General features: G+C 66.5%; 2 pseudogenes and 1 other annotated feature. Of the pseudogenes, one reads left to right on the top strand and one right to left on the bottom strand.

From position 1 onward, the window contains the following. A pseudogene (locus ACO1BU_RS37525) lies at positions 1 to 240 on the bottom strand (IS110-like element ISHne4 family transposase); the annotation flags it as partial. A 194-nt stretch (positions 241 to 434) separates the two neighbouring features. Between ACO1BU_RS37525 and ACO1BU_RS37520 the strand changes: the two are divergent. Continuing rightward, positions 435 to 1,073, top strand: a pseudogene (locus ACO1BU_RS37520) (IS3 family transposase); the annotation flags it as partial. Further along, positions 719 to 835 (top strand) — a sequence feature (AL1L pseudoknot). It overlaps the preceding pseudogene by 117 nt.

The following is a 1,073-nucleotide window of genomic DNA, read 5'->3' as shown; positions in this document are numbered from 1 at the left end:
CGCTTGACGCGGATTCACCCGGGTGAAAGGGACGTCTGCTGCCTCGAGCGCATCGCGCAGGCCCCGATCATAGCCGCCGCTGGCCTCGAAGATGACCCAGAGGCGGTCCTTCTTGCATCGAGCCGCAAAGGCCCGCAGCGCAGCCGGTGCGCTGTCGACCCGGCTTGGCTTGCGGCCGGGGTGATGGATGTCGACCCAATCCTTGGCGACATCGACGCCGATAAAGAGTTGCTCTGTCACGATCCCTGCTCCTGTCCTGCGGGGTATGCGCGAGCACCCCCGATCAACTGTTCAGGCTGACGATCGGTGAAACGGACGGCTCCCAATCCGACAAACGGGTGTGAAACCCAGGAGGCCCGCGGGCTGCCGTCCGCCGGCGAAAGGTAGACGATCCGCGACAGACAGGAGGCCCCAACTGTTGAGAGGATGGGGCTATGACAAAGAAGACGTCGAACCGGTTTTCGCCTGAGGTGCGGCAGCGGGCGGTCCGGATGGTACTGGACCACGGGGGCGACCATGCCTCCCAATGGGCCGCGATCGGCTCGATCGCGGCCAAGATCGGGTGCACGGCCGAGACGCTCCGGAAGTGGGTGCGGCAGGGCGAGCGCGATGCGGGCCAGCGGCTTGGCACGACAACGGAGGAGCGCGAGCGCATCAAGGCGCTGGAGCGCGAGAACCGCGAGTTGCGCCAAGCAAACGAGATCCTGCGGAACGCATCGGCGTATTTTGCGATGGCGGAGCTCGACCGCCGACCGAAGCCATGATCGCCTTCATTGACGATCAGCGCGAGGTCTACGGTGTCGAGCCGATCTGCGGGATCCTGCGGATCGCACCGTCGACCTACCATGCCCATGTCGTGCGACGTGCCGATCCGGCGCAGGCCTCGCCTCGAGCTCGGCGGGACCTGGTGCTCATGGAGAGGATTCTGCAGGTGCATGCGGCCAACTTTGGGGTCTACGGCGCGCGCAAGGTCTGGCGGCAGCTTGGCCGGGAAGGCACCGTGGTAGCCCGCTGCACGGTGGAACGCCTGATGCGGCGGATGGGCCTGCGCGGCGCCGTCCGCGGCAAGGAGA

The organism is Roseomonas chloroacetimidivorans (genome assembly GCF_049629625.1).
GTDB lineage: Bacteria > Pseudomonadota > Alphaproteobacteria > Acetobacterales > Acetobacteraceae > Roseomonas > Roseomonas chloroacetimidivorans.
Note: the sequence above shows the minus strand (reverse complement) of the source record. Positions and strands in the feature narration are given on the sequence as shown.